This is a genomic window from Kitasatospora indigofera (genome assembly GCF_014655955.1).
Classification (GTDB): domain Bacteria; phylum Actinomycetota; class Actinomycetes; order Streptomycetales; family Streptomycetaceae; genus Kitasatospora; species Kitasatospora indigofera.
This window is the reverse complement of sequence record NZ_BNBO01000016.1, coordinates 79160-99753: the sequence shown is the minus strand read 5'-3', so window position 1 is coordinate 99753 and position 20594 is coordinate 79160. Positions and strand designations below refer to the sequence as shown.

Genomic DNA, 20594 nt, shown 5'->3' with positions numbered 1-20594 from the left:
CGCACTCGAACTCGGCACCGCGCGCCAGAGTTGTCGCGCGAACGCGGAAGGGTAGCGCCTTGTCGGATCGGCTCACCGGAGGAGACTCCTCGTTGCTGCGGCGGATCAACGCCGCCGTCACGCTGCGCGCACTGCGATCCGGTCAGTCGGTGACCCTCACTCAGCTGGTCGGAGACACCGGCCTCTCCCGGCCCACCGTCGAAGGCGTCATCGAGAGCCTGGTGGAATCCGGCCTGGTCGCCGAGGTCGAGCACGACGCTGGCGCGGCGCAGCCCGGCGGCGGCCGCCAGCGCGGCCGCCCCGCCCGCTGGTTCCGGTTCCGGGCCGAGGCCGGGCACATCCTCGGGATCGAGATCGGCGTCCACGACATCCGGGTGATCCTGGCCGACCTGGCCGGCGAGGTGGTCGGCACGCACTACAAGCCGGTGGACGAGGCGCTGGACGCCGAGGAACGGCTCAGCGCCGTCCGCACCACCGTCGCCGAGGTGCTGCGCAAGGCGGGCATCTCGCGTGACAACCTGTGGGCGGTCGGCGTCGGCAGCCCCGGCATCGTCGACCGGGACGGCACCGTGCAGCTCGGCACCGCGATGCCCGGCTGGACCGGGCTCGACCTCGGGGGCCGGCTGCGCCGCTCGTTCCGCTGTCCGGTGCTGATCGAGAACGACGCCAATCTGGCCGCCATCGCCGAACACTGGCAGGGCTCCGCGGTCGGCATGGGCGACGTGGTGTTCGTGATGGCCGGACTCAGCCCGGGCGCGGGCTCCCTGATCAACGGGAAGCTGCACCGCGGCTTCGGCGGCGCGGCCGGCGAGATCGGCGCCCTGCACCTGCTCGGCCGGGAGGCCACCCCCGAGCGGCTGCTCTCCACCTCCGGCAAGCCGCTGGACCCGCTGGACGAGGCGGCGGTGGCCCGGGTGCTGCGACTGGCCCGCGAGGGCGACGAGGTCGCGCAGGTCGCGATGGACCGCTTCCTCGGCCGGCTGGTGCACGACGTCGCCGCGCTGGTCCTGGCGATAGACCCGCAGTTGGTGGTGGTCGGCGGCTGGGCGGCCGGTCTCGACGGCGTGCTGGAGCCGCTGCGCAAGCAGCTGGAGCTGTACACCCTGCGGGCGCCGGAGGTCGCGCTCGCCGCCCTGGGCTCCGAGGTGGTGGCGATGGGGGCGCTGCGGGTGGCCCTCGACCACGTCGAGGAGCAGCTCTTCGCGGTCGACCCGCCGACGAACGGCGGCGGCGCCCGGGCGTAGCGCCCGAGCGGCGGCGGGCGGGGGCGGCTCCGGCCGGCCCTGCCTTGCCGTCCCTTGCCCCGCCGGCCCCTTGCCCCGCCGGCCCCTTGCCGCCTCACGCGTGGGGGAGGTGCGTCCGCGTCCGGGGCCCTTCGACCCCGCACCCGGCCGCCGCGAACCGTCGCCGGACAACACGAAGGGGCCCGTTCACCTGATCAGGTGAACGGGCCCTTCGTAGGCGGGCCGGCGCCGGGCAGGTGCGCCGCAGGACGCCTTCGGGCTCAGGAGGCGGTGGCCACCACGGCGCCGCCGGTGACCGGGGTGACCTCGACCAGGCCGGTCTCGCCGAAGGTGAGCTTGCAGGTGTCGGCCCGGTAGGTGGAGACGGCCAGCGCGACCAGCCGGCCGCCGGCCGCGTACTGGCTGGTGACCACGAGGACCGGGGTGCCCGGCGGGCGCTCCAGCAGTGCGGCCTCCTGCGCCTCCGCGACGCCGAGTTCGACCGAGCGGGACTCGCCGTCGACCTCCAGACGCTCCAGGTGGCGCAGCACCGAGCGGGCGCGGTCGTTCTCGGCGCGGAAGCCGGGCAGGTGCGGCAGCGCGGACGAGGGGACGTGCAGCGACTCGCCCGCCACGTTCTGGCCCTGCACCATCCGGACCCGGCGGACGGTGTGGACGATCTCGCTCTCCGGGATGCCGAGGCTCTTCCCGAGCTGCGCGCCGGCCGGGGCGCTGGTGCAGTCGACGGTGCGCCAGGCCTGGCTGCGGGCGGTGCCGGGCCAGCCCTCCTCGCGGCGGCTGACCGGGACACCGACCCGGGGGGCGGCGATCAGGGTGCCGATGCCGCGGCGGCGGACCAGCCGGCCCTCCAGCTCCAGCTGGTCGAGGGCCTGGCGCAGGGTGGCACGGGCGACACCGAAGCGGGCCGAGAGCTCGCGCTCGTTCGGGAGCACCTGCCCGGTCGAGAACTCCGCGTCAATGGTGCGAAGAAGCACGGTGCGCAGGTGCCAGTACTTCGGCTCCGGCACCGCCTCAAGCTGTCCTGTCGTGGCCACCATGTCCTCCACCCGGCCCGAAGGAAGGTCGGCCAGCCCGTGCCCGGTGTTGCGGCAGGTAGGAGAGCGGGCTTTATCCGTCCTTCTTTATTAAAGGTCTTTGCAGTAAGTGACACTAGGGGGTCTGTCCGGAGATGGTCAAGACCAATGCACGGGCTCGCCCGGGACGAATCAGGGATTCATGCCGTGTTCATGAAGTGAACGCGCATGACGGGGCCCGGCACCGGCCGCCGCGGCCGGTGCCACCGGGCACCCCGGGGCCTCGGTAGGCTGCCGGGGTGATCGTGGTGACGAGTGTGAATGTGAACGGGATCCGGGCCGCCGCCAAGAAGGGCTTCGTCGAGTGGCTGGGCGCCACCGAGGCGGACGTCGTCTGTCTTCAGGAGGTGCGGGCCGAGGCCGACCAGCTGCCGCCCGAGCTGAGGGATCTGCCCGGCTGGCACGCGGTGTGGGCGCCCGCGGCGGCGAAGGGCCGGGCCGGGGTGGCCGTGCTCTCGCGGTCGGAACCTGAACGCACGGCCGTCGGCTTCGAATCGCCGGAATTCGACAATTCGGGCAGATACCTCGAAATCGACCTGCCGGGCCTGACGGTCGCCAGCCTCTATCTCCCGTCCGGCGAGGTCGGCACCGAGCGGCAGGAGGAAAAGGAACGCTTCATGGCCGAGTTCCTGGTCCACCTGGGCAAACTCCGCGAGCGCGCCGCCGCGGCCGGCCGCGAGGTGGTGGTCTGCGGCGACTGGAACATCGCGCACCGCCCGGAGGACCTCAAGAACTGGAAGGCCAACCAGAAGGCCGCCGGCTTCCTCCCCGAGGAGCGCGCCTGGCTCGACCAGGTCCTCGGCGAGGCCGGCTACGTCGACGTCGTCCGCGCCCTCCACCCGGACCGCACCGGCCCCTACACCTGGTGGTCCTACCGCGGCCGGGCCTTCGACAACGACTCGGGCTGGCGGATCGACTACCAGATCGCCTCCCCCGGCCTCGCCGCCCGCGCCACCACGGCCGTCGTGGAGCGCGCGGCCACCCACGCCGAGCGGTGGAGCGACCACGCCCCGGTCACGGTGGTGTACGACCACTGACCCTGACGGTCCTTCGCCGTGAAGGCCCCCGGCGCACGCGTCGGGGGTCCTTCGCGGGGAGTCACCGATTCCGTCCCCGGGGCGGCGCCGTCGCCACCTGCGGAGGCGCGGCGGCGACCGCTCCCCCGCGCCCGAGAGCGTCGGCCGCGCGCACGCGATGGTGCCGCACAGGTCCGCCGGACCGGGGGCACCGCCGTCCGGCTCCCTGACGGGTCGCGCCCGGACCCGTTCCGGGCGGCCCGGGCGCGCATCGGACCGACGGCTGGACCGGACACCGCCGCGCCCGCGGACCGCCGGCGACGGTTTACCTCGGCGGCCCGGTGTGCCAGGCTGAAGGAGTGCGTGGGTTCCCCGCACCCGACGGCGGGAATCCCGGCTCCGGTGGTCCGGAATTGTCACCGTCCGTCACCCGGCCCGACGCGGCCCGGCGGTGACGCTGTGTGCCCGGGACCCCGGCCGGCCGGGCCCCGGCTGCCGCCGGACGCGGCGGGCGGTCCCGCGCCCACGCACCGCAGCCGTCGAGCGGGGCCGCCGCAAGGTGGTGAGTGCCGTGAGCCTGGTTCAGATCGAAGGCTCCGAGGACGTCCTGCGCTCCGTGCAGGGCATTCCGGAGCTCCACCTGGTGCGTTCGAGCCTGGAGGCCCGTTCCGGCCACCGGTACAAGGTCGCCGCGTACGGGTCCGACCGGGCCGTCGAGGCGGCCGTCGCGCAGGGTGCGCAGGTCAAGGTGCTGCTCTCCTCGGAGGGCGTCGACGAGCACCACACCCGGATGTCGGCCGTGATCGGCCAGGGGTACACCGAACGCGGGGAGGTGTGAACGATGCCCCCGCCCTACGCCACGCCCACCGTGCCGGGGACACCGGCCCAGATCGAGGCGGCGCTCGCCGACCTCGCGGCCACCTTCCCCGCCCTGTGCACGCTCGGTGAGTTCCCGAACCGCAGCGTCGAGAACCGGAAGATCCACTTCCTCCGCATCGCGAACGCACCGCAGGACGGCCGGCCCGCCGTGGTGCTGACCGGTGGCGTCCACGCCCGCGAGTCCGCACCGCCGGACGCGCTGGTCCACTTCGCGCAGAACCTCCTGGTGAGCCGCACCACCGGCACCGACATCGTCTTCCCCGCGACGTCCTGCCGGCCGCTCCCGGCCGGGCCGGCGGTGAACTACCCTCCGTTCACCGTCCCGGCCGACGAGGTGGAGCGGGTCCTGGACGGCGTCGACCTCTACGTCGCACCGCTGATCAACCCCGACGGCCGGCTGTTCGACCAGCTGCACCCGCCGTCCGACCCGATCGGCGCCGGCTGGCGCAAGAACCGGCGGCCCCACGCCGACCCGGCCAGGGTCGGGGTGGACATCAACCGCAACCACGACATCGCCTGGGGGTTCGAGGACTACTACGACATGCAGGTCTACCTGTCCTTCTACCAGAACGGCCCCGCCTCCACGGACAGCCGGAGGGAGACCTACCGGGGGCCGTCCGCGGCCTCCGAGCCGGAGACCGCCAATGTGCAGTGGCTCGTCGACGAGGCCAGGGCCAGGTACTTCGTCGACGTCCACCAGTTCGGCCGCAAGGTCCTGCTCTGCTGGGGCATCGAGGACAACGGCGACGACCCGTCCATGACCTTCTCCTCCCCCGCCTGGACGGGCCGGCGGGACGGCCTGCGCCCGGGCAGTCCGGGCCTGCCGCCGGACCGCCCGGACTACCGGGAGTTCGTCACCGACTCCCCGCCGCACTTCGTGCGCAAGACGCTGGGCACCATCGCCGGTGAGATGCGCGACGCCATCCTGCGCAGCGCCGGGGCGGACCCGGCCGTCAGCACGGCGAGCCCCCAGCGCGCCCACTCCACCTACGACGTCGGCCAGAGCGCCTCGCTCTACCACCCGTTCGGCGGACCGGTCACCGGGACCACCGACGACTACGCGTTCCGCCGGCAGTTCGACGACCCGGCCAGGGCCCCGGTCTTCGCCTTCACCATCGAGACCGGGCACGAGGAGGAGTCCGGGTTCCACCCCGACTACGACAGCCCGCCCGGGCACTACGCCAAGATCGAACGGGAGGTGCACGCCGCACTGATGGCGCTCTGCAACTTCGCGGTCTGAGCGGCGGGTTGCCGAGGTCCGGACCGGCACCGGGCCGAGCCTCCAGCAGCGGCGCCGGCTCCCGGGCCGGCGCCGCCCGGCTCTGGGGACGCAGGCCGCCATAGGCCCGGGCAGCTCCGTCGGCCCGGCCGCCGGAGGGGCGCCCTGGTGGGGAAAGGCCGTGCCAGCAGCTGTATTGACGACTGATCAGGTCTTGACGGCCCGCCTGGCCGACGGGCCGGCGGCCGAGCCTGTCTGAAAATCAGTTTCATCAGCGCCTATTGCAAATGAAAACGCTTGTCGTTAGTGTCGCTCTCGATGCCGGCCGGACCGGCGGACCGAGAGGGAGACCACGTGGCACATCTGTTGGTGATCGAGAGCTGGGTCGGTTCGATGAGCGGGCTGCTGCCCAGGGCCATCGGGGAGGGCGGGCACCGCTTCACCTTCCTCACCCGCGACCTGCACCACTACCTCCGCTCCGCTCCCCCCGACGGGCCGCACCCGCTGCTGGCGGCCGACAACGTCCTCACCGCCGAGACCAACGACCCCGGCACGCTGCTCCCGTACGTCGAGCGGCTGCACCGGGTGCTCGGCTTCGACGGCGTGGTCTCCTCCTGCGACTACTACCTGCCGACCGTCGCCCTGGTGGCCGCGCGACTCGGCCTGCCGGGCCCGTCGGCCTCGGCCGTCACCGCCGCCTGCCGCAAGGACCTGACCCGCCGCAAGCTCGCCGTGGCGGACGTGCCCGGGCCGCGCTTCGCGCTCTGCGGCGACCTGGCCGAGGCCACCGCGGCGGCCGTCGCGCTCGGCTACCCGCTGGTGGTCAAGCCGGTCGACCTGTGCGCGGGGATGCTGGTCCGCCAGGTCACGGACGCGTCGGAGCTCGCCGAGGCGTTCCGGGCGCTGGCGGCCTTCCCGGTCAACGCCCGCGGCCAACAACGCCGGTCCGTCGTGCTGTTGGAGGAACTGCTGACCGGGGAGGAGGTCAGCGTCGAGACCGTCTCCTACGACGGCGGCACGCACGTGGTGGGTGTCACGGACAAGTCCGTCGGGGGCGCCCCGGCCTTCGTCGAGACCGGCCACATGTTCCCGGCCGCCCTCGGACGGAGCGACTACCGGGCGGCCGCCGACACCGCCGTCCGGGCCGTCCGGGCACTCGGCCTGGACCAGGTGGTGGCGCACACCGAGATCATGCTGACCCCGGCCGGCCCCCGGGTGGTCGAGGTCAACCCCCGCCCGGCCGGCAACCGGATCACCGAGCTGGTGCGCCGGGTCACCGGCACCGACCTCGCCGCCGCCTGCGTGGACGTCGCCCTCGGGCGGCGCCCGGACCTCACCGCCGCCCCCACCGGTGCCGCCAGCGCCGCCATCGCCTTCCTGCTGCCCGAACGGGACGGCCGGCTCGCCCGGATCGACGGCTCGGACACCGTCCGCACCGATCCGTCCGTCGTGGAGCTCACCCTCGCCGGGCCCGGCCGGGAGGTGCGGCGGGCGGTCAGCAACAACGAGTACCTCGGCCATGTGATGACCACCGACACCGACGGCGACGGCGCCCGCCGGGCGGCCGAGCGGCTGCTCGCCCGTCTCACCCCCCGCTTCCACGACGAGCGGGCGGACCAGCCGTGCTGACCCTCGACGCGCTGGTCCGGCGCGCCCGCTCCGGCGGCTACGGCCCCGACCCGGCCGAGCACCGCATCGCCGTCGCCTTCACCACCACCCAGGCCGTCCGGCACCCCGGCCGGGCCCGCGGCTACCGGAACGAGGTGCTCAGCCTGCGCCTGGCAGGGGCCGTCGGGTCCTGCGCCGTCGAACCGGGCGAACTGCCCGCCGCCGCCCTGGACGACTGCGTCGGCGCGACCGTCCACGACCTGCTGGACCACCCGCTGCGCCCGGTGCGGATCGCCGCCCTCGACGCCTTCCTCATGCACGCCCGCCCCCACACCGCCGCCAACGGCGCCCGCGCGCACCGCCTGCCCGCCGGGAGCTCGCTGGACAAGTCCCGTGCCCGGGCCCGGGCCGTGGTGGACCTGCTGCCACCGGGCCCGGTGCACCGCGTGCTGGTGGTCGGAGTGGTCAACTCCCTGCTGGAGCGGCTGCGGGAGCGCGGCGTCGGCTACCTGCCGTGCGACCTCAAGGGCGGCAGCACCGAGTGGGGTGAGCCCGTCCGTACCGACGCGCTCACGCAACTCGACCGCTGTGACGCCCTGTTGGTGTCCGGCATGACGCTCGGCAACGGCAGCTTCGAACCCCTGCTCGCGCACGCCCGTGAGACGGGCAAGCCGCTGGTGATGTTCGCGCAGACCGGCAGCGCCGTCCTGCCGCAGTTCCTCGGCGCCGGCGTCAGTGCGGTCAGCGCCGAGCCGTACCCGTTCTTCTGGCTGGACGGCGGCCCGGGCGTCGTCCACCGGTACGGCGGCCCCGGCGCCGCCCACGGACAGGGTGACCCGGGCGCCGCCCGCGGACAGGGTGACCCGGGCGTCGCCCACCGGCGCGGTGACCTCGGCGGCGCCCGGCAGCACGGTGGTGCGCGATGACCGCGCCCGTGCTGCTGCCCGCCGTCCACCCGGCCAACCCCGACCTGCTGCCGCTGCTCGGCCGCACCCCGCTGGCGCGGATCCGCACCCCGCTCCCCCACCCGCACCCGGGCTTCTGGGCGAAGCTCGAATGCCTCGGCGCGGGCGGGATGAAGGCCCGCTCCGCCGTGGCGATGCTGCGCGGCGCCCACGCCAGGGGTGAACTGCGGCCCGGCGCCACCGTGGTGGAGTCCACCTCGGGCACCCTCGGGGTGGGCCTGGCCTTCGCCGGGCAGGCGCTCGGCCACCCGGTCGTCCTGATCGGGGACGCCGAACTGGAGCCGTCCATGCGACAGTTGCTCCGGGCGTACGGAGCCGAGCTGGAGCTCGTCGGCCGCCCCGCGACGGAGGGCGGCTGGCAGGCGGCCCGGCTGGCGCGCCTGCGCGAGGTGCTCGACCGGCTGCCGGGCGCGTACTGGCCCGACCAGTACAACAACCCCGACAACGCCGCCGGTTACCACGCGATGGCCCAGGAGCTGATCACCGAGCTCGACCACCTGGACGTCCTGGTGTGCAGTGTCGGCACCGGCGGCCACAGCGCCGGGCTGGCCGGGCCGCTGCGCCGGCGCTGGCCCGCACTGCGGGTGATCGGCGTCGACTCGGTCGGTTCGGCGATCTTCGGGCAGCCCGCCCGCGCCCGGCTGATGCGCGGCCTCGGCAGCAGCATCCACCCGCGCAACGTCGCCCACCACGCCTTCGACGAGGTGCACTGGGTGGGCCCGGCCGAGGCGGTCGACGCCTGCCGCCGGCTCGCCAAGGGCGGTTTCGTCAGCGGTGGTTGGAGCACCGGCGCGGTGGCCCTGGTCGCCGCCTGGGCCGCCCGGGCGCGGCCCGGCGCGGTGGTGGCCACGGTGTTCCCCGACGGCCCGCACCGCTACCTCGGCACGATCTACGACGACGCCTTCTGCGCCGCCCACGGGCTGGTCGCCGCCCACGCCGCCACCCGTCCCGTCGAGATCCCCCACCCGGGCGCCGTCGAGGTCGGCGGCTGGGCCCGCTGCCGCACCGTGACCGACCCCCTGGAGGCACGGCCGTGAAGCTCGAAGCACACACCGTCCGGCTGCGGCTGGCCGAGCCGCTGCGGATCTCCCGCTCGGTGCTGGCCGCCCGGGACGCCGTACAGGTCACCGTCCGGCACGAGGGGCTGGCCGGCCACGGCGAAGTGGTCGCCAGCACCTACCTCGAACTGCCGGCCGACCTCATCCACCGTCAGCTCGCCCGTCTCGGCCCGTCGCTCGCCCGGTACCCCGGCCCCGAACCCGCCCTCGCCGGACTGCGCCGCGGCGCTGCCGAGTTCGCCGTCCTGGCGCCCGGCGTGCGGGCGGCCGCGGAGTCCGCCCTGCTGGACCTGGCGGGCCTGCGGAGCGGGACGCCGGTGCACCGGATGCTCGGCGCGCTTACGCCGCCGGCCGCCGCCACCGCCCGCACGATCGGCATCACCGACCCCCGCCGGGCGGCCGCCACGGCCGCCCGGCTCGCCGCCGACGGGTTCGCCCTCCTCAAGGTCAAGGCCGGGTCGGCCGACCGCCGCGAGGACCTCGCCCGGGTCGGGGCCGTACGCGCCGCCGCACCCGGTGCACGCCTGCTGCTCGACCCCAACGGCGCCTGGACACCCGAGGAGACCCCCGCCCTGCTCCGCGAGTTCGCCGACCTCGGGGTGGAGGCCGTGGAACAGCCCGTCGCCCCGGGCCGCCCCGACCTGCTGGCGGCGATCGCCGGACGGTCACCGCTGCCGGTGATCGCCGACGAGGACGCGGTCGGCTTCGAGGACGCGGTCCGGCTGGCCGGTCACGTGCACGGCGTCAACATCAAGCTCGCCAAGTGCGGCGGGGCCGGCGCCGCACTGCGGATCTGCGAGGCGCTGCGCGGCAGCGGCACCGAGGTGATGCTGGGCTGCCTGACGGCCAGTTCGCTGGGCATCGCACCCGCCGTGCACCTGGTCGACCACGCCCGCTGGGTCGACCTGGACGGGCATCTGCTGCTCGCCCACGACCCGTGGCAGGGCATCGGCGGCACCGACGGCCGGGTCCGGACCACCTCCCGTCCGGGGCTGGGCGTCACCCCCGCGGGGGCACCGGCATGAGGACCCTGCGCGCGGTGCGCTCCTTCCCGCTGCCGGTACGGCTGCTGCTGGTCAACCAGCTCGGCGTCAACACCGGCTTCTACCTGCTGATCCCCTACCTGGCCGGCCACCTCGGGCAGGACCTCGGCCTCCCGGCGGTGGCCGTCGGCCTGGTGCTCGGGGTCCGCAACCTCAGCCAGCAGGGGCTGTTCCTCCTCGGCGGCTCGGCGGCCGACCGGCTCGGCCCCCGCGGCGTGATCATCGCCGGCTGCGGGCTGCGGACCGCCGGCTTCGCGCTGTTCGCCCTCGGCGACGGCATATCCGTCCTGCTGGCCGCCTCGGTGCTCAGCGGGCTCGCCGGGGCGCTGTTCAACCCGGCCGTCCGGACCTACCTCGCACAGGAGTCCGGCGAGCGGCGGGCTGAGGCGTTCGCGCTGTTCAACGTGTTCGCCGCCGCCGGCGCACTGCTCGGACCGGTGCTCGGCACCCTGCTGCTGCTGGCCGACTTCCGGCTGGCCGCGCTCACCGCGGCGGGCATCTTCGCGCTGCTGACCGTGGCCCAGGCGGTCGCCCTGCCGGCCCGCCCGGCGCCGGCACCGACCACCCGGGTGCTGGGCGACTGGCGCGAGGTGCTCGCCGACCGGCGGTTCCTGGCCTTCGCCCTCGCCATGGTGGGCCTGTACGCCCTGGAGACCCAGCTCTACCTGCTGCTGCCCGCCGCCGCCCGCCGCGCCACCGGCCTGGACGGCTCGGTGAGCCTGCTCCTCCTCACCGGCACCGCCGCCAGCCTCGCCCTGCAACTGCGCATCACCAGGCTGCTGGAGCCGCGCGGCGACCGGGCCCGCTGGATCGCCGGCGGGCTGGCCGTGATGGGCCTGGCCTTCCTGCCGCCGCTGCTGCTGCCCGGCCCGGCCCCGCTGCTGCTGGCCGTCCTGCTGCTGAACCTGGGCGTGATGGCGGCCCAGCCCTTCGTCCTGGAGCTGATCCCGGCGTTCGGCCGCGAACGGCTCACCGGCACGTACTTCGGGCTGTTCTACCTGATCTCCGGCCTCGCCGCCGCGGCCGGCAACGCGGCCGTCGGCGCGGCCATGGACGCCTCCGACCGGGCGCCGTGGGCCCTGTGCTGCGCGATCGGCCTGGGCTCGGCGGCGGCCGTCACCGCCGTCCGCCGGCGAAGGCTGCTGCCCGGGCCCGCCGCCCTCGGGCCCGCCCGGCGAAGGGCCGAGGCCCGATGACCGGCCGGAACCTGCTCACCGACCACCCCGAGCTGTACGAGCTGCGCTTCCCCGACCCCGGACACCTCGCCGCCCGCTGGACCGAGTCCGTCCTCGGCCGGTACGCCGCCGGGCGGCGCGTGCTCGACATCGGCTGCGGCACCGGCCGGGACGCCGCCTGGCTGCACGCCGCCGGCCGGCGGGTCGTCGGCATCGACACCTCCGCCGCGATGCTGGCGCACGCCCGCAGCCGGCATCCCGGGCCCGCCTACCTGCACGCCGACATGCGCGGCTTCGACCTCGGCCGCACCTTCGACGCCGCGCTCTGCCTGGACAGCGCCCTGCTCCACTGCCACACCAACGACGACCTCGACGCCTTCCTCGGCTCCTGCCGCCGGCACCTCGCCCCCGGCGGCCTGCTGGTCGCCGAGATGCGCAACGGCGCCTACTTCCTCGGCCGCCACGACCTGCTGGACGCCCCGCGCACCGACACCGTCACCCACGACGGCGTCACCCGCACCTCCCGCACCACGCTGTGGATCGACCACGGCGCCCAGCTCCTGCGCCGGACCCGCGTCTGGACCAGCGACGACGGCTCCCCGCCCACCGAGCAGAACTCCGCGTGGCGGCTGTTGTTCCCGCAGGAGCTGCGCCGCCTCCTCGCCGCCCACGGCTTCGAGGTGCTCGCCCTCTACGACCGCCCCGGCCCGCGCACCGAACCGCCCTGGACCGAAGGCGCCCGGCCGGCCGGCACGGCCGACTCCGACCGGTTGCACCTGGTCGCCCGACGCACCGACACCCCTGAAACGAGCCTCACATGAAGCACCTCCTCGGGCCCGACCTCGGCCGCCGGCACTTCCTCCTGGCCGGCGGCGCCACCGCGCTCGCCGTCACCGCCGCCGGCTGCGGCTCCGGCACGGAGCCGGCCGGCCCCACGACGGAACCGGGCGGCCCGGCCGGCCCCGCCACCCCGCGGAGCGGCGGCAGACTCCGCGCGGTCTTCGCCGGCGGCGGGACCAACGAGACCCTCGACCCGCACCTCAGCAACCTGTTCGTCGACGCCGCCCGCGCGAAGGCCCTGTTCGACAAGCTCGCCGACGCCGGCGCCGACCTCGCCGCCGTCCCCCGCCTGGCCGAGAGCTGGACGCCCAACGAGACGCTGGACACCTGGACGGTCAAGCTCCGCGAGGCGGCCTTCCACAACGGTCTGCCGGTCACCGCCCGCGACGTGCTCCACAGCTACCGCCGGATAGCCGACCCCGCCCGCGCCTTCCGCGCCAAGGCCTCGCTGGAGCCGATCGACCTCGCCGCCAGCCGGGCCCTCGCCCCGGACACCGTCGAGTTCCGCCTGAAGCGCCCCCACGCCGAATTCCCCGACGTGCTGGCCTCGTTCGGCGCGTACATCGTGCCGGACGGCACCGAGGACTTCACCACGCCGGTGGGCACCGGGCCGTTCACCTTCGTCTCCTTCAGGCCCGGCACCTCGCTGCGGCTCAGGCGCAACCCGGACCACTGGGAGGGCGCCCCGCACCTGGACGAGCTGGAGATCCTGACCGCCGACGAGGAGTCGGCCCGGGTCAACGCCCTGCTCGGCGGACAGGCCGACTACGCCCACGAGTTGAACCCCGCCACCGCCCGCGCCCACGAGGGCGGCGGCAGGATCGAGATCATCCGGCTGCGCAACAGCGCCATGCAGGGCTTCGTGATGAAGACCGACCGGGCCCCCTTCGACGACCGGCGGGTGCGCCAGGCGTTCTTCCTGATCGCCGACCGCAAGGAGCTGGTGGACGGCGCGCTCTCCGGCGCGGGCGAGATCGGCAACGACCTGTTCGGCAAGGGCGCGCGGTACTACGCCGCCGACCTGCCCCAACGGACCCAGGACCTGGAGCGGGCCAGGGCGCTGCTCCGCGAGGCCGGGGCGGAGGGCCTCAGGGTCACCCTCGACACCTCGCCGGTCGCGGCGGGCTTCCTGGAGGCCGCCGGCATCTTCAAGGAGCAGGCCGCCAGGGCCGGGGTGACCGTCGAGGTCAGGGCCGGCAACAAGGACACCTACTGGAAGGACATCCTGGACGGCGGCGTCCTCGCCTCCTACCGCTCGGGCGCGATGCCGATCGCGTCGCACATCGCACAGCGCCTGCTCAGCACGTCCACGACCAACGCGACGCACTGGCGGCAGCCCGACTTCGACGACCTGTACGCGCAGGCGCAGTCCACCGCCGACCCGGCCGCCCGGAACGCGCTCCACGGGCGGATGCAGCGCCGGCTGCACGACGAGGGCGGCTTCCTGGTCTGGGGCTTCGCCGACTGGATCGTCGCGACCGCCCCCGGGGTCCGCGGGGTGGCGAAGGAGGCGCCGGCGAACACCCTCGACTGGGCCCGCTTCGACAAGGTCTGGCTGGCGTGACGCCGCTGCGCTCCTGGGCCGGCCGCCGGCTGCTCCTCGGGGCGGTGCAGGCGGCGGCGGTGCCCGCGCTGGTGTTCCTGCTCACCGAGGCCCTGCCCGGGGACGCGGCCGTGGCGCTGGCCGGGGACAGTCCCGATCCGCAGCGGATCGCCGCGATCCGGGCCGCCATGCGGCTCGACCGGCCGGCCGGCGAGCGGTTCCTGGAGTGGGCGTTCGGGCTGCTGCACGGCGACCTCGGCAGCTCGCTGGTCACCGGACGCCCGGTGGGCTCGTACCTGGCCGACGGGTTCGGGCCGACCCTGCTGCTCGCCGCGAGCACCCTCGCCCTGCTGGTGCCGGTCTCCGTCGCGCTCGGTGTGCTGGCAGCCCGGCGCGAGGGCGGCCCGCTGGACCGGCTGATCAGCTCGGCCACGCTGGCGGTGTACGCGGTGCCGGAGTTCGCCCTCGGGGTGCTGCTCACCTCGGTGTTCGCGCTGCGCCTCGGCTGGCTGCCACCGACCGCCGTCGGCGGGGCCTGGCGCGACCCGGCCGTCCTCGTGCTGCCGGTCCTGGTGCTGCTCGCCCGCCCGGTCTGCTCGATCAGCCGCCTGGTCCGGGCCGGCATGATCGAGGCGCTGGGCTCGCCGTACGTGGCCCAGGCCCGCCGGTACGGCGTCCCCGCCGCCCGGGTCCACTGGACGCACGCGCTGCCGAACGCGCTGGCCCCGGCCGCCCAGCAGCTGGCCCGGACCTGCGACTGGCTGCTGTGCGGGGTGATCGTCACCGAGACGCTGTTCGTCGTCCCGGGTCTCGGCACGGTGCTGCTGGACGCGGTCGCCGCCCGGGACGTCCCGGTGGTCCAGGGGCTGGCCGTGGTCTTCGGCCTGCTCACCGTGGTGCTGAACCTCGGCGCCGATCTGCTGGCGCGCCGCTTCGCACCCAGGTCGGCGGTGGCCGCGTGAGGCGGGGTCGCGGGATGCAAGGTCGCGGGATGCAAGGTCGCGGGATGCAAGGTCGCGGGATGCAAGGTCGCGGGATGCGGGGTCCGAGATGGGGTCGCGTGATCCGGAGCGGCGTGAGCGGGGGCAGCGCGGGCCGGGGCAGCGCGGGCCGGCACCGCTACCTGCTCGGCGCGGCACTGGTCGCGGTGCCGCTGCTGCTGGCGCTGCTCGGTCCGCAGGTGGCTCCGCCGCCCGGGCCCCGGGCGGTGTCCTTCACGCTCTCCGACGGCCACCGGCTCGGTACCGACTTCACCGGCCGGGACGTCTGGCGGCAGGTCCTGCTCGGCGGCCGGTCGGTGGTCCTGGTGTCGCTCGCCGCGACGGCGCTCGCCCACGCGGTGGCCCTGCCGCTCGCGCTCGCCGCCGCGCTGACCCGGCGCGGCTGGCTGGAGGAGCTGCTGATGCGGCCGCTGGACGTGCTGCTCGCGGTGCCCTCGCTCGTCCTGGTGATGCTGGTCGCCTCGGCGCTGAGCCCGGGTCTGCCCGGGCTCACCGTGCTGGTGGCGGTCGCGGCGGTGCCGGACGCGGCGCGGGTGGTCCACGCGGCCGCCGTCGAGATCGCCGCGCGCCCGGCGGTCGAGGCGATGCGGATGTCCGGCGAGTCCTGGCCGCGGATCGCCCTCGGCTACACGGCCCGCTCGATGCGCCGGACCTTCGCGGCCGACCTGGGCACCCGGCTGGTCGGCGCGCTGTACCTGGTCTCCACCGCGGCCTTCCTCGGGGTCGGGGTGGCGCCGGACGCCGCCGACTGGGCCGTGATGGTGGACCGCAACCGGCCCGGCCTGGACCTCCAGCCGTGGGCGGTGGTCGTCCCCGCGGCGCTGATCGCCGGGCTCTCGATGGGCGCCAACCTGCTGTTCGACGCCGCACTCCAGCACCGTGGGAAGGAAGGGACGAGCCGATGAACCCGATCGTGGCGGTGGACGGCCTGCGGATCGAGGCCGGCGGCCGCGTCCTGGTGGACGGGGTGAGCCTGCGGGTCCACCCGGGCCGGGTGACGGCCCTGCTCGGTGCCTCCGGGAGCGGGAAGACCACCACCGGCCTCGCGCTGCTGGGCGAGTACCCGGAGGGCGCGCGGGTGTCGGGCAGCGTCCGCGTCCCCGGCGGTCCTCTCGGCCACGTCCCGCAGCACCCCGCGTCCGTGCTCAACCCGGCCCGCCGGGCCGGCGCGCTGCTGGGCGACCTCGCGCGCCGGTCGGGGCAGGGCCGGAGCGAGGTCCGGGCGGCCCTGCGGGCCGCTCAACTCCCGGAGCCGGAGGCCGTCCTGCGGCGCTTCCCGCACCAGTTGTCCGGCGGGCAGCAGCAGCGCGTCGTCCTCGCCCAGGCCCTGCTGCTCGGAGCGCGGGTGATCGTGGCGGACGAGCCGACCACCGGGCTGGACCCGCTGACCAAGGCCCGCGTCGTCGAGCGGCTGGCCGCCGTCGTCCGGCAGGGCGTCGGGCTGCTCCTGCTCAGTCACGACCTCGACGTGGTGCGTGCACTCGCCGACGAGGTGGTGGTGCTGCGGGCCGGGCGGGTGGTGGAGTCCGGCCCGGCCGGCCAGGTGCTCGGGCAGGCGGGGGGCGACCGGCCCCCTGGGCTGCCCGTACCCCCTCCGGCCGCCGTCCGGCCGCCGTCCGGCACCGCGCCCGCCGGCGTCCTGACCACCGGCACCGCGCCCACCGGCACCGCGCCCGCCGGCCTGCTGACCGCCGACGTCCTGACCGTCGAGCAGCTCACGGCCCGGCATCGGGACGGCCCCACCGTGCTGCACGCGGCCGGCCTCGGGGTGGGCGCGGGCGAGTGCCTGGCCCTGGTGGGCCGGTCGGGCAGCGGCAAGACCACGCTCGGCCGCTGCCTGGCCGGCCTGCACAGCACCTACCGGGGGCGCGTACTGCTCGACGGAGAGCCGCTGCCGCGCAGCCTCCGCTCCCGGACCCGGCCGCAACTCGCCGCCGTTCAGTACGTGTTCCAGGACGCCCGGGCCTCCTTCGACGAACACCGGCCGGTCGCCGCCCAGGTGGCGCGGGCGGCCCGCCGACTGCGCGGGCTGGGCCGGGCCGAGGCGGACGCGGCGGCCTCCCGCGTCCTGGCCGAGCTCGGACTGCCCGCCGCGACGGCCGGCCGCCGGCCCGCCGCACTGTCCGGCGGGGAGCTGCAACGCGCCGCTCTGGCACGGGCGATGGTGGTCCGGCCGAAGGTCCTGGTCTGCGACGAGATCACCTCCGGCCTGGACGGCCCCACCCGCGGCCGGGTTCTCGACGCGCTGGCCCGCCGGCTCCGGGAGGCGGACCTGGCCGTGCTGCTGATCACCCACGACCTGGCGGCCGCCGACACGATCGCCGGCCGGACCGCCGTGCTGGAGGGCGGCCGGCTGGTCGGCCCGGGCGGAGCGGACTGACCGCCCGCGGGCCGCTCGCGCCGGCCTCGCCGACAGGGCGTCAGCGAACAACAGCCGCCGGCCGCTCCGCCGCAGGCCGGCGACCCGGCCGGCGGAATCGTCATCGTGTCCCCGGGGCCGCGCCCGCCCCGGCGGACCGTTCGCGTCCGGACCGCCACGGCCGCGCCGAAACCCTTGACAGGCCCGGGCTCCGCTCCGACACTCTGACTCGGCCGCTTGTTTGCGCCAACATGGCTCATCGCCGACGGTGCCCCAAGCAGCCACCGAGTTCCGCCGACTCCACGGGAAGGAGCAGGCGGAGACCGGGCAGACTCCGATCCCGCCGTCATGCCGGCGCGCCCTCGCCACCCGAGCGCGCACCCGCAGTCGCCGCCCCAGCAGGGCGAGGCCGGCGCAATCGCCCCACGTCGGCCCGGCTCACCCCCACCCACCCACCAGGTGCACGTGAAGGACCGCCCACTCCACGGCCCCGCTCGCCACGGGGCCGCCGGGGACGCCGGTCCGGACTTCACGCGGCCCGAGGACCTCACACCCCCATGCCTGGCGTGTTCGCGCTGCCATGCCGTGGGGTCCTCGGGCCGGCACGACAGAGCAAAGGTATTCGGACCCATGCCGCACAAGAGATCCTCCCTCCTCCTCACCGCCGCCCTCGCCCTCTCCCTCAGCCTCGTCGGAGGCGCCGGCGCCGCGCACGCCGCCCCGGTGACCGTCACCAACGGGACGCAGTTCAGCGACACCACCGGCAGTCCGGTGCAGGCCCACGGCGGCGGCGTCATCAAGGTCGGCCAGTACTACTACTGGTTCGGCGAGGACCGGAACGCCGACAACACCTTCCACTACGTCTCGGCTTACCGCTCGACCGACCTGAAGACCTGGGAGTTCCGCAACCACGTGCTGACCGTGGCCAGTGGCGCCGAACTCGCGGCCGGCGCCAACATCGAGCGGCCGAAGGTGATCTTCAACAGCAGCACCAACCAGTTCGTGATGTGGATGCACAAGGAGGGCAGCAGCACCGACTACAGCGAGGGCCGGGTGGCGGTCGCCACCTCCAGCACCGTCGACGGCGACTACAGCTACCAGGGCAGCTTCCGCCCGCTCGGCTACGACTCGCGCGACATGACGCTGTACAAGGACGACGACGGCACGGCCTACCTGGTCTCCTCCTCCAGCGGCAACGCCGACCTGCACATCTACCGCCTGAGCGCCGACTACCTCTCGGCGGAGTCCCTGATCGCGAGCCCGTCCAACGGGCAGTGGCGCGAGGCCCCCGCCCTGTTCAAGCGGGGCGGCGTCTACTTCCTGCTCACCTCCAGCGCCACCGGCTGGGCCCCCAACCAGCAGCAGTACCAGACCGCGACCAGCCTGACGGGCTCCTGGAGCGGTCTCCAGGACGCCGGCGACCCCACCACCTACCGCAGCCAGACCGCCTACGTCCTGCCGGTGCAGGGCACGGCCGGCACGAGCTACCTGTACATGGGCGACCGGTGGGGCAACTCCATGGGCGGCACGGTGAACGACTCCCAGTACGTCTGGTCGTCCCTCAAGTTCCCGACCTCCACCACCCTGACCATGGACTACTCCCCGCAGGTCACGGTCGACACCGCCGCCGGTACGGTGGCGGGCGTGGGCGGGCCGTGGGAGCGGTTCGCCGCCCGCAACAGCGGCAAGTGCGCCGACGTCGCGAACTACGACTTCGCCCAGTCCTCGCCGCTCATCCAGTGGGGCTGCGGCGCCGGGGCCAACCAGAACTTCTGGTTCAAGGACCTCGGCACCGGCTACGTCCAGATCATGGCGCGGCACAGCGGCAAGTGCCTCGACGTCGCCGGCGCGTCGACCGCCGACGGCGCGGCCGCCGTCCAGAACACCTGCAACGGCGCGACCTCGCAGCAGTGGAAGGTCCAGAAGGTCACCGGCACCACGTACGTCAAGCTCCTCGCCCGGCACAGCGGCAAGTGCCTGGACGTCACCAACCAGTCGACCGCCGACGGCACCGCGCTGGAGCAGTGGACCTGCAACACCGGCACCAACCAGCAGTGGCAGCGCAGCACCGTCTGACCGCACGAACCGCCTCCCCCCGGGGAGACCGGCCCAGGCCGGCCGCCGTCCTCCGACGGCGGCCGGCCTTCCGTTCGTCGCGGCCCCGTGGGGTCACGCCACCCCGTGGGGCGCCGGCCGGTGGACGCGGGGCAGGCGGCCGCCACGAGAGGGCGCGCGGTCGGGACGCCCTCCCACCACGACATCGACAGGACGAGCCGGCGACAGGCCCCGGGGAGCGAACCGTCACGGCCCCGGCCGGGATCTTTCGCCACCGGAGTGACGGCCGTGGCGCTCGCGGCGCTGAAGGACATGGGACGGGCACCGGCCGATCAGGCCACCCGTCCGTTCCGACACCCCGCTACCCGCAGAGGCCACCCGCAATGCCACAGCACCGACTCCATGCCGGGCACGAGGACACGGTGACGATGCCCCTCGTGGACGATGTCGCCCCCGGCCGGCCGCGTCGCGGCCGCAGGGGCGGCGCCGAGCCCGCCCCGGTCTTCGTGGACGCCTCGGGACGCCGGCAGCGCCGGGTCCGCCGATTCGGGCGGCTGCTGGTCGTCCCCGCCGTGGGCTACGTGATCCTGCTGGTCAGCACCCTGCTCGGCGGCCCCACCGTGCAGTCCCCCTTCCTGCCCTCGGCCCAGGCACCCCACCCGCCCGTGAGTACGCCCCCCGCCGCCCCCACGACGGTGTCCCCCACCGCCGAGGCGCGGGCGAGTGCCGGGCCGGCCCCGGGCAAGGCCGCCGCGCCCGCCGGCAGGCCGGTGCCCGCCCCCGCGGCCACCGGCCCCGAAACCGCCCCGGCCGGCGCGAGCCCCGCGCCCGCCACCACCGCGCCCGGGAACAGCGACTCACTCCCGACCGGCGCCGCCGGCCACGGCAAACCGACCTCCGCCCCCGGTCGGAGCGGCAAACCCACCAAGCCCTGACCGACCGAGACCGTTGCAGGCAGGAACCACCACCCGTGTCCAAGAACCGTCGCCGCAAGCCCCGCGGCCGGCACAGCTCCGTCCGGAACGTCCCGCTGCGCACCCACTGGCTGCTGCTCAGCACGCTCGTCCTCATGCTCTCCGCCGCGCTCCTGCTGCAGGGGTACAGCCGGCACATGTTCGACCGCAGGGCCGACGGCGTCCCGCGCGCGCGGGGCCCGGCCGCCGCGGTGCCGGCGCAGATCGCCTCCGGCGGGCCGGTGATCGACGCCGTCGCGACCCGCTCGGCCCGCCCGGCCGAACGCACGATCGCCCTGACCTTCGACGACGGGCCCGACCCGGTCTGGACGCCGGAGATCCTCGACGTGCTGCGCCGCAACGACGTCCACGCGACCTTCTTCACCGTCGGCACCCAGGTCGCGGCCCATCCCGACCTGGCCCGCCGGATCGTCACCGAGGGCCACCAGATCGGCCTGCACACCTTCACCCACACCGACCTCGGTGCGGCCCCGGCCTGGCGGCGCTCGCTGGAACTGCGGGAGTCCCAGCTGGCCGTGGCGGGTGCCACCGGCGTCACCACG

Annotated in this window: 18 protein-coding genes; 17 read left to right on the top strand and 1 reads right to left on the bottom strand. The window is 75.2% G+C overall.

Annotation, left to right across the window (positions count from 1 at the left end; all coding sequences use genetic code 11):
* The first annotated feature begins 59 nt into the window (after positions 1-59).
* Entirely contained in the window at positions 60-1244 is a 1185-nt protein-coding gene (locus IE329_RS16605; protein ID WP_190211651.1) for an ROK family protein, read from the top strand.
* A 260-nt stretch (positions 1245-1504) separates the two neighbouring features.
* Here the strand turns inward: IE329_RS16605 and IE329_RS16600 are convergent, their stop codons facing one another.
* The gene (locus tag IE329_RS16600) at positions 1505-2281 is read right to left on the bottom strand and encodes a GntR family transcriptional regulator (RefSeq protein WP_190211650.1); all 777 of its coding nucleotides are present in this window, start codon (positions 2279-2281) and stop codon (positions 1505-1507) included.
* Between the two features lie 275 nt (positions 2282-2556).
* Here IE329_RS16600 and IE329_RS16595 point away from each other — a divergent pair, with 275 nt between their 5' ends.
* The 16 genes from IE329_RS16595 to IE329_RS16520 all read left to right on the top strand — a co-directional run.
* Complete coding sequence (locus IE329_RS16595) at positions 2557-3354, top strand: exodeoxyribonuclease III (protein WP_190211649.1); 798 nt, start codon at positions 2557-2559, stop codon at positions 3352-3354.
* 550 nt (positions 3355-3904) lie between these two features.
* Entirely contained in the window at positions 3905-4171 is a 267-nt protein-coding gene (locus IE329_RS16590; RefSeq protein ID WP_190211648.1) for a hypothetical protein, read from the top strand.
* Between the two features lie 3 nt (positions 4172-4174).
* Positions 4175-5452, top strand: a complete 1278-nt coding sequence (locus IE329_RS16585) for a M14 family zinc carboxypeptidase (RefSeq protein ID WP_190211647.1) — start codon at positions 4175-4177, stop codon at positions 5450-5452.
* A 333-nt stretch (positions 5453-5785) separates the two neighbouring features.
* Positions 5786-7060, top strand: coding sequence for an ATP-grasp domain-containing protein (locus IE329_RS16580; RefSeq protein WP_190211646.1), 1275 nt, complete (start codon positions 5786-5788; stop codon positions 7058-7060).
* Positions 7054-7965: a Rossmann-like domain-containing protein gene (locus IE329_RS16575; protein ID WP_190211645.1), complete on the top strand. Its 912-nt coding sequence runs from the start codon at positions 7054-7056 to the stop codon at positions 7963-7965. The genes IE329_RS16580 and IE329_RS16575 overlap by 7 nt, the downstream gene beginning before the upstream one ends.
* Entirely contained in the window at positions 7962-9041 is a 1080-nt protein-coding gene (locus tag IE329_RS16570) for a PLP-dependent cysteine synthase family protein (RefSeq protein ID WP_190211644.1), read from the top strand. Before IE329_RS16575 ends, IE329_RS16570 begins: the two co-directional genes overlap by 4 nt.
* Positions 9038-10087 (top strand): enolase C-terminal domain-like protein, encoded by a 1050-nt coding sequence (locus IE329_RS16565; RefSeq protein ID WP_190211643.1) that lies wholly within the window; start codon positions 9038-9040, stop codon positions 10085-10087. The genes IE329_RS16570 and IE329_RS16565 overlap by 4 nt, the downstream gene beginning before the upstream one ends.
* Complete coding sequence (locus IE329_RS16560; RefSeq protein WP_190211642.1) at positions 10084-11301, top strand: MFS transporter; 1218 nt, start codon at positions 10084-10086, stop codon at positions 11299-11301. Before IE329_RS16565 ends, IE329_RS16560 begins: the two co-directional genes overlap by 4 nt.
* A complete protein-coding gene (locus IE329_RS16555) occupies positions 11298-12101 on the top strand; it encodes a class I SAM-dependent methyltransferase (protein WP_190211641.1) in 804 nt (267 codons plus the stop codon). The genes IE329_RS16560 and IE329_RS16555 overlap by 4 nt, the downstream gene beginning before the upstream one ends.
* Positions 12098-13684, top strand: a complete 1587-nt coding sequence (locus IE329_RS16550) for an ABC transporter substrate-binding protein (protein ID WP_190211640.1) — start codon at positions 12098-12100, stop codon at positions 13682-13684. The genes IE329_RS16555 and IE329_RS16550 overlap by 4 nt, the downstream gene beginning before the upstream one ends.
* Positions 13681-14625, top strand: a complete 945-nt coding sequence (locus IE329_RS16545) for an ABC transporter permease (RefSeq protein ID WP_190211639.1) — start codon at positions 13681-13683, stop codon at positions 14623-14625. The genes IE329_RS16550 and IE329_RS16545 overlap by 4 nt, the downstream gene beginning before the upstream one ends.
* 113 nt (positions 14626-14738) lie before the next feature.
* Positions 14739-15569, top strand: coding sequence for an ABC transporter permease subunit (locus IE329_RS16540; protein WP_229927500.1), 831 nt, complete (start codon positions 14739-14741; stop codon positions 15567-15569).
* The gene (locus IE329_RS16535; protein WP_190211637.1) at positions 15566-17044 is read left to right on the top strand and encodes an ABC transporter ATP-binding protein; all 1479 of its coding nucleotides are present in this window, start codon (positions 15566-15568) and stop codon (positions 17042-17044) included. The genes IE329_RS16540 and IE329_RS16535 overlap by 4 nt, the downstream gene beginning before the upstream one ends.
* Before the next feature lie 609 nt (positions 17045-17653).
* Entirely contained in the window at positions 17654-19099 is a 1446-nt protein-coding gene (locus IE329_RS16530; protein ID WP_190211636.1) for an RICIN domain-containing protein, read from the top strand.
* 416 nt (positions 19100-19515) lie between these two features.
* A complete protein-coding gene (locus IE329_RS16525) occupies positions 19516-20013 on the top strand; it encodes a hypothetical protein (protein ID WP_190211635.1) in 498 nt (165 codons plus the stop codon).
* A gap of 35 nt (positions 20014-20048) precedes the next feature.
* Positions 20049-20594, top strand: a 546-nt coding sequence (locus tag IE329_RS16520) for a polysaccharide deacetylase family protein (RefSeq protein WP_229927499.1), incomplete at its 3' end; no start/stop codon positions are given.